Origin of the sequence: Pseudonocardia sp. NPDC049154 (genome assembly GCF_040648315.1) — a bacterium.
In the GTDB taxonomy this organism is placed as follows: domain Bacteria; phylum Actinomycetota; class Actinomycetes; order Mycobacteriales; family Pseudonocardiaceae; genus Pseudonocardia.
Window position 1 is genome coordinate 1 of the sequence record NZ_JBEZDN010000207.1, and the last position, 7,562, is coordinate 7,562.

Here is a 7,562-nt window from a genome sequence, read left to right on the forward strand (position 1 = left end):
CGCCGCGCCCCCCGGGCCGGATCCCGATCCCGCCCCGGCCCCGTCCCGGGGCACGGCGGAGGGGCCGGCCGCCGCGTCCCGCGGCGCCGGCCCGCCCCCCGAGCCGTGCAGTGTCAGCGGATGACCCCGGCTCTCATCGCCAGCGCAACCATCTGGGCCCGGTCCCCGGTGCCGAGCTTGCGCCCGATCCGCGAGAGGTGGCTCTTGACGGTCAGCGCGGACAGGCTCAGCGCCTCGCCGATCTCCTTGTTCGACTGCCCGTCCGCCACCAGCTGGAGCACCTCGACCTCGCGGGCCGACAGCTCCCGCGGGGTGTTGTCGGTACCCGGCACCCGGGTGCCCGTCGCCAGCAGCGGCGCGACGGTCGGGTCGGCGTAGACCCCGCCGTCGAGCACCCGCTTGACACCGTCGGTGACGACGGCGGGCGAGGCGGACTTCAGCAGGTACGCCTGCGCCCCGGCCTGGAAGGCCGAACGGACGGCGTACGGGTCGTCCGAGGACGCCAGTACGACGAGCCGGTTCCAGCCCAGCTGGCGGAGCTCGGTGACCAGGTCGAGGCCACTGCCGTCCGGCAGCCCCAGGTCGAGGATCGCGAGATCGCACGGCCCGTTGGCCTGGGCGCGCGCCCGCGCCTCGGCCACCGAGGCCGCCTCGTGGACGGTTCCGGCGCCCATCGAGCGCAAGCGCGCCGCGATGGCCTCCCGCAGGAGCGGGTGGTCGTCGACGACCAACACGGTGAACTGCTCTTCCCGCGGATGAGGAACCATCGCGGGCTGAAGCACGGCACCAGGAGTGCCGCGCAAGGGTGTGCCCTGGCCTACTACGGCCACGTCACTACCTCCCTGGAGTCGGTCGTTGCCCCCCGACCAACACCGGGACCCCGGTGGGACGGAGAGTTGCGCCCGACCGCCCGAGGAGGTGTCGTGGAGGAACTGTAGCCCCCCAAGCGGTCTAACGTCGTGTATCCGATCGAACTTCTCCGGGTGAAAGTTACAGCCTTGTCGACGGTGATGCGCCCAGTCGGGTGATCAACGCTCCGTACCCGCGCCGTGACCAGCACCTTCGCTCCCCACTCACACACTTCGCCGCGCAAGCGTCCGAACTCCCACCGGCGGAAGTCCCGCAGCGGTGGCCACCAGTGTGCAGAACGCCTCCGCGTGTGCCGCAAGGTCCCCATCGGGTTCGAGTGGGGTCCAGGAGGCCCGGAGTTCGACGTCGTCGTCCCGCTTGGGTCCGGCGATGTCGCCGAAGCGCACCGAGGAGGTCTGCGTCACGGTCCCGCCGAGCGCGGTGTGCCGGCCGCCGAGGTCGGCGAGCGCCTCGGTCAGCCAGGACCAGGCGACGACGGGGAGCATCTCGTCGCCCAGCTGCTCGCGCTCGAGCCGCGCCTGCACGAAGCAGACGAGCCGGAACTCGCCCTCCCAGGCCTCCTGCCCGGCGGGGTCGTGCAGCAGGATCAACCGGCCGGACGTGTCGGGTTCGTCCAGGTCGTCCGTGCCGTCGCCGCGGTGGACGATGTCGGCCTCGACGCTCGTCGCCCAGCTGTAGGGCGCCAGCCGCGGCGGCGCCTCGAGCGAGCGGACCACCAGCTCGGGTCGGGGCCGGACGGCCGCGAGGGAGTCGACCGCGCGGCGGAACAGCGGTGGTGGGACGGCGGGATCGGGCACGGGGCGGGACTGTAGGTCGGCGGCGGGACCGGCGGAAACAGGCGCGCCGCTCTCCGATCGGGTCGATCTGCGTCGCGTCCGGCGGACGTGGGACGATGGGGTGTGATGAACCCGCTCACCACCGTGCCCACCCGGCGGTCGCTGCCCGAGTCCGCGTTCCTCGCCGCGGCGCGCGGCGAGCGCCCGGAGCGGCTGCCGGTCTGGTTCATGCGCCAGGCCGGGCGATCGCTGCCGGAGTACCGGGCGCTGCGGGCGGACACGGGGATGCTGCAGTCCTGCCTGACCCCGGACCTCACCTGCGAGATCACGATGCAGCCGGTCCGCCGGCACGGGGTGGACGCCGCGATCCTGTTCTCCGACATCGTCGTCCCGCTCTACGCGGCCGGGATCGCGGTCGACATCGTGCCCGGCACCGGGCCCGTCGTCGCGTCGCCCGTCCGCACGGCGGCCGACGTCGCGGGGCTGCCCACGCTGCACCCCGGCCAGGTCGAGCCGGTCACGGACGCGGTGGGGCTGCTCCTGCGGGAGCTGGGGGAGACGCCGCTGATCGGTTTCGCCGGCGCGCCGTTCACCCTGGCGTCGTACCTCGTGGAGGGCGGGCCGAGCCGCAACCACGAGCGCACCAAGGCGCTGATGCACGCCGCGCCGGACGTGTGGCACGCGCTGATGGCGCACCTCGCCGAGATCACCGCGACCTTCCTGGAGGCGCAGATCGCCGCGGGGGTCGACGCCGTGCAGCTGTTCGACTCCTGGGCGGGCGCGCTGTCCGAGCGGGACTACCGGCGCTACGTGCTGCCGCACTCGGCGGCCGTGCTGTCCCGGGTCGCCGGGGCCGGCATCCCGCGCTTCCACTTCGGCGTCGGCACGGCCGAGCTGCTGGGCGCGATGACCGAGGCGGGTGCGGACGTCATCGGCGTCGACTGGCGCACCCCGCTCGACGTCGCCGCCCGCCGGGCCGGCGGCCGGGTGCCGGTGCAGGGCAACCTCGACCCCGCGCTGCTGTTCGCGGACCTCGCCTCCGTCGAGGAGGAGGTCCGGCGGATCGCCGCCGAGGGCGCCCGCGCCCCCGGGCACGTGTTCAACCTGGGCCACGGGGTGCTCCCGGGCACCGACCCGGACATGATCACCCGGACCGTCGAGCTGGTGCACTCGCTCTAGTGGCGCCGACGGTCGCCCCGTCGGTCGCGGTCGTCGGGGCCGGGGTCTCGGGCCTCGCCGCGGCCCACCGGCTGCGCGTCCTGCTCGGTCCGCGGGCCCGGATCGTCGTGGTCGAGCGGTCGGACCGGATCGGCGGCGTGCTGCGGACCGTGGACCTCGCGGGGCGCCCGTTCGACGTCGGCGCCGAGGCCTTCCTCGCCCGCCGCCCGGAGGTCCCGGCGCTGCTGGCCGAGCTCGGGCTCGCCGGCGAGGTGGTGCACCCCACCGGGGCCCGGCCCACCATCCGCGCGGGCGGCCGCACGGTCGGCATGCCGGGCGGCACCCTCATGGGCGTCCCGACGGCCGGGGCGCAGCTGGCCGGCGTGCTCTCGGAGGCCGGCCTGGCCGCTGCGGCCGCGGAACCGCGGCGGCCGCTGGACTGGGAGCCCGGCCAGGACGCCGCCCTGGGCGTCCTGCTGCGGGAGCGGTTCGGCCCCGAGGTCCCCGCGAGGCTCACCGACCCGCTGCTCGGCGGCGTGTACGCCGGGCGGGTCGACGCGCTCGGCCTGCGCGCCACCGTGCCCGCCCTCGCCGCCGCGCTCGACGCGGGCGCCCCGTCGCTCACGGAGGCCGCGACCCGTGCTGCCCCGCCCGCGCCCGTCGCGGATCGGGAGTCGGGCGGGCCGCGCGTGTCCGGGCAGGCGGGCGGACCGGTGTTCGGCGCCGTCCGCGGGGGCTACGGCGTGCTGCTCGACGCCCTGCGCGCCGCGTCGGGCGCCGAGCTGCGGCTGGGCACCACCGTCCGGGAGCTGGAACGCCGCGGGCGCGGCTGGCGACTCGTGCTCGGCCCGACGACCGCCCCCGAGGCCCTCGACGTCGACGCGGTGGTCCTCGCCGTCCCGGCTCCCGCCGTGCGGAAGCTCCTCGCGGAGCCCGTGCCGGACGCGGCGGCCGCGGTCGAGGGGATCGAGCTCGCGTCGTCCGTCGTGATCGCCTTCGCGTTCCGCGGGATCACCGGACCGGACACGTCCGGGGTCCTGGTCGCGGCGGACGAGCCGCTGACGATCAAGGCGGCCACGCACTCGTCGGCCAAGTGGGCACACGTCTCGCCCGACGGCCTGGTCCGGCTCCGGGTCTCCCTCGGGCGCTTCGGCGAGGCCGCCACCCTCCAGGTCGACGAGGCGGAGCTGGTCGCGCGCGCCCGCGCCGACCTGGTGACGTTGCACGGGATCACCGCCGAGCCCGTCGCGGTGCACGTCCAGCGCTGGGGCGGCGGCCTGCCGCAGTACGCGCCCGGTCACCTGGCCCGGGTCGCCGCGCTCGAGGCCGCCGTGGCCCCGGTCCCGGGCCTGGAGGTCGTCGGCGCGGCCCTGCACGGGGTCGGCGTGCCGGCGTGTGTCGGCACCGCCCGGGCGGCCGCGGAACGGCTGGCCGGAGTGGTGGGGACCTCGAACGGCGGCACGGACCCGCGTGGCAGCATGGACGCATGGCCCGCCTCGACTACGCCGAGCTGAACGCGACGATCCGCTACACCATGTGGTCGGTCTTCCGGGTGGAACCCGGGAAGCTGGGCGAGGAGCGCTCCGGCGCGGCCACCCAGGCCGCCGAGTTCGTGGAGGCCCTCGAGGGCAAGGGCGTCGTGGTGCGCGGGGTCTACGACCTCGCGGGCGTGCGGGCGGACGCGGACTACATGATCTGGTGGCACGCGGACAACCTCGAGGCGCTGCAGGCGGCCTACGCGGACCTCCGTCGCGAGACCGCCCTCGGCCGCGCGTCCGTCCCGGTCTGGAGCCAGGTCGCGCTGCACCGCCCGGCCGAGTTCAACAAGAGCCACATCCCGGCCTTCCTCGCCGGCGAGGACCCCAAGAAGTACGTCTGCGTGTACCCCTTCGTCCGTAGCTACGAGTGGTACCTGCTGCCGGACGACGAGCGCCGCACGATGCTCGCCGACCACGGCAAGGAGGCGCGGGACTACCCGGACGTGCGGGCCAACACCGTGCCCGCCTTCGCCCTCGGCGACTACGAGTGGATCCTCGCCTTCGAGGCGGACGAGCTGCACCGGATCGTCGACCTCATGCGGCATCTCCGCGGGACCGAGGCGCGCCGGCACGTCCGGGAGGAGATCCCCTTCTACACCGGCCCGCGGGTACAGGTCGGCGACCTGGTCGCGACCCTGCCCTGAGCCCCCGGGACACGGGGAAGGCCCCGCACCTCGTGGGGTGCGGGGCCTTCCGTGTCCGCGGGTCCGCCGTGGCCTACTCGGCGGGCTCCAGCGTCATCGAGATCGAGTTGATGCAGTAGCGCAGGTCCGTGGGCGTGGGGTAGCCCTCGCCCTCGAACACGTGGCCCAGGTGGCTGTGGCAGGCCGCGCACAGCACCTCGACCCGGCGCATCCCGAGCGAGGTGTCCGCCCGCTCGACCACGGCCGCGTCCTCCGGCTTGTAGAAGGACGGCCACCCGCAGTGCGACTCGAACTTGGTCTCGCTGCGGAACAGCTCGGCGCCGCAGGCACGGCACTTGTACACGCCGATCGTCTTCGTGTCGGTGTACTCACCCACGAAGGGCCGCTCGGTGCCCGCCTGCCGCAGGACCTGGTACTCGGCGGGGCTGAGCTGGGCCCGCCACTCCTCGTCGGACTTCACGACGGTCGGTGCCGGCTCCTGCGCCGCCGGCTCCGCCGTCTCCCGCGACCCGGACTCCTTGCTGAACAGACCCATGTCGTCACGCTAACCCTTCCCGGCACGGGGTGCCGTTCACTCCAACGCACGGCGGGGCCGGGATGTTTCGCGCTACAACCAGGTGCCGAGCACGAAGACCAGCGCGTTGCCGACGACCCACACCACACCGGCGAGCAGCAGCACCACGACGACCACGGCCGCCCAGTACCGGCCGCCCTGCGCCCGGTTCGCCGACTCGGCGAAGTCCTTCACGCCCTCCAGGTACCCCTCGACGGTGAACGACGGCCGGTCGCGCTGCATCCGGTCCAGGTGCTGGGCGAAGGCGCGCGCCTCGGGGTCCTCGGGGTCGAGCCCGACCAGCTCGTCGTCGAACCGGCGCGCCCACTGGGGCGCCCGGTGGCGCGGCTCCGGCAGGGTCATGGCCCGAGCGTAGCGCCGGGGACCCGCTCGTCGCGCCGATCTCTCGTGGCAGGGTCCGTCCCCTGTGACCAGGGCGCTGCGAAGGAGCACCGTCGCGGGCCTCGACGTGCGGGGTCCGCCGCGTGGGTCGGCCGCACGTCGCCACCGCCCCGCCACCGCTCCGGCGCCGGTCGCGGACGCGATCCGGGAATTCGTCGGCCTGCACCGGTAGGTTGCGCGACATGGCGTCGAAGGCGGTCGAGCTGGTGCCGGTCCCGGGTCCGGAGGGCACCCGCGAGGTGCGCCTGACCAGCCCGGACAAGGTGATCTTCCCCGCGCTCGGGATCACCAAGCGCGAGGTGATGGAGTACTACGTCGCCGTCTCCGGGCCGATGATCGCGGTCCTGCGGGACCGGCCGACCAACCTCAAGCGGTATCCCGACGGCGTGGAGGGCGAGCCGTTCTTCGCCAAACGGCTGCCGAAGGGGGCGCCGGAGTGGGTGCGCACCGCGCGCGTCACCTTCCCGAGCGGGCGCACCGCGGACACGTTCGCGCCGTCGGAGCCCGCCGCGATCGCGTGGGCCGCCAACATGGGCACCCTCGACTTCCACCCGTGGCCGGTGCGGGCCCCGGACACCGACCATCCGGACGAACTGCGGATCGACCTCGACCCGCAGCCGGGCACGAGCTTCGCCGACGCGGTGGCCGTCGCCGCCGTGGTGCGGGAGGTGCTCGCCGAGGCCGGCCTCACGGGGTGGCCCAAGACGTCGGGCGGCCGGGGCATCCACGTGGCGGCGCCCATCCGCCCCGAGTGGGACTTCATCCAGGTGCGCCGCGCCGTCATCTCGATCGCCCGCCGCGTCGCCGACCGGATCCCGGACAAGGCGACGGTGGCCTGGTGGAAGGAGGAGCGCGGCGAGCGGGTGTTCCTCGACTTCAACCAGGCGGCGCGGGACAGGACGATCGCGTCGGCCTGGTCGGTGCGCGGGCTGCCCGGGGCCACGGTCTCCATGCCGCTCGCGTGGGAGTCGTTGCCGGACGTCGCACCCGAGGACTTCACCCTGCGCACCGTGCCAGGCCTGCTCGCCGAGCACGGCGACCCCCACGCGGACATGCACCGCGAGCAGGGCGGCTGCGAGCAGGCCCTCGAGTGGTACGAGCAGGACGGGCTGGGGGAGATGCCGTACCCGCCGGAGTACCCGAAGATGCCGGACGAGCCGATGCGGGTGCAGCCCTCGCGGGCGCGGCGCACCGAGGCGTGACGCCGCTGGTCAGCCGGTGTCCACCTCGGGTCGGCGGCCTCGAGCGCCGCACCGTCACCGGAAGTGTGAGCGCCGTCATGAGCCAGGAAATCTGCCGTTAACCTGGCTCCTGGCGAGGTCCGCAGCGTCGTGACCTGCGCATTCGGCCCGATTTCGGGGTGGGGACCCCCGTTTTGCCCTCGTTGATCGGCCCGTGTAACTTTCTCTCTGTCAGCGAGACGCCGGACAGAACGAGCCCCTGGGGTTCGGTCAACAGGCCCGCTGGCCGCTCCCCGGGCCGGGCCCCCTGGATCCTCGTGGATCTGGGTGGGTGTACGGTGAGGGAAAGCCCCGGAAGTTCTCCGTCAGGTGAGCCATGGTGTGCGGGTGTCTTTTGAGAACTCAACAGTGTGTCGAGCTAGAATGTCGGGACTGGCGGT

8 protein-coding genes are annotated in these 7,562 nt (G+C 74.3%); 4 read left to right on the top strand and 4 right to left on the bottom strand.

Translation table 11 applies throughout. The features are described 5' to 3' along the window. Positions 1–113 precede the first annotated feature (113 nt). Complete coding sequence (locus tag AB0B41_RS41910) at positions 114–767, bottom strand: response regulator transcription factor (RefSeq protein WP_156067259.1); 654 nt, start codon at positions 765–767, stop codon at positions 114–116. 306 nt (positions 768–1,073) lie between these two features. Further along, entirely contained in the window at positions 1,074–1,667 is a 594-nt protein-coding gene (locus AB0B41_RS41915) for a DUF3000 domain-containing protein (protein WP_358212645.1), read from the bottom strand. 105 nt (positions 1,668–1,772) lie between these two features. Between AB0B41_RS41915 and hemE the strand changes: the two genes are divergently transcribed. From hemE to hemQ, 3 genes are read left to right on the top strand one after another with little or no spacing between them, the layout of a single operon-like run. Further along, on the top strand, positions 1,773–2,825 hold the full coding sequence (gene hemE, locus AB0B41_RS41920) for a uroporphyrinogen decarboxylase (RefSeq protein WP_358212647.1): 1,053 nt from the start codon (positions 1,773–1,775) through the stop codon (positions 2,823–2,825). Continuing rightward, a complete protein-coding gene (gene hemG / locus AB0B41_RS41925; RefSeq protein ID WP_358212648.1) occupies positions 2,825–4,318 on the top strand; it encodes a protoporphyrinogen oxidase in 1,494 nt (497 codons plus the stop codon). Before hemE ends, hemG begins: the two co-directional genes overlap by 1 nt. Next, complete coding sequence (hemQ, locus tag AB0B41_RS41930; protein WP_358212650.1) at positions 4,291–4,986, top strand: hydrogen peroxide-dependent heme synthase; 696 nt, start codon at positions 4,291–4,293, stop codon at positions 4,984–4,986. Before hemG ends, hemQ begins: the two co-directional genes overlap by 28 nt. 73 nt (positions 4,987–5,059) lie before the next feature. Here the strand turns inward: hemQ and msrB are convergent, their stop codons facing one another. Further along, the gene (msrB, locus tag AB0B41_RS41935; protein ID WP_358212652.1) at positions 5,060–5,521 is read right to left on the bottom strand and encodes a peptide-methionine (R)-S-oxide reductase MsrB; all 462 of its coding nucleotides are present in this window, start codon (positions 5,519–5,521) and stop codon (positions 5,060–5,062) included. 72 nt (positions 5,522–5,593) lie between these two features. Continuing rightward, on the bottom strand, positions 5,594–5,902 hold the full coding sequence (locus AB0B41_RS41940; protein ID WP_358212654.1) for a hypothetical protein: 309 nt from the start codon (positions 5,900–5,902) through the stop codon (positions 5,594–5,596). A 221-nt stretch (positions 5,903–6,123) separates the two neighbouring features. Here AB0B41_RS41940 and ligD point away from each other — a divergent pair, with 221 nt between their 5' ends. Beyond that, entirely contained in the window at positions 6,124–7,143 is a 1,020-nt protein-coding gene (gene ligD, locus AB0B41_RS41945; RefSeq protein ID WP_358212656.1) for a non-homologous end-joining DNA ligase, read from the top strand. Positions 7,144–7,562: the final 419 nt, after the last annotated feature.

Bases quoted from the DNA above. Each gene is read 5' to 3' on its own strand.
- AB0B41_RS41910 (WP_156067259.1), bottom strand. From the start codon at position 767: ATGGTTCCTCATCCGCGGGAAGAGCAGTTCACCGTGTTGGTCGTCGAC.
- hemE (WP_358212647.1), top strand. From the start codon at position 1,773: ATGAACCCGCTCACCACCGTGCCCACCCGGCGGTCGCTGCCCGAGTCC.
- AB0B41_RS41940 (WP_358212654.1), bottom strand. From the start codon at position 5,902: ATGACCCTGCCGGAGCCGCGCCACCGGGCGCCCCAGTGGGCGCGCCGG.
- hemQ (WP_358212650.1), top strand. From the start codon at position 4,291: ATGGCCCGCCTCGACTACGCCGAGCTGAACGCGACGATCCGCTACACC.
- msrB (WP_358212652.1), bottom strand. From the start codon at position 5,521: ATGGGTCTGTTCAGCAAGGAGTCCGGGTCGCGGGAGACGGCGGAGCCG.
- ligD (WP_358212656.1), top strand. From the start codon at position 6,124: ATGGCGTCGAAGGCGGTCGAGCTGGTGCCGGTCCCGGGTCCGGAGGGC.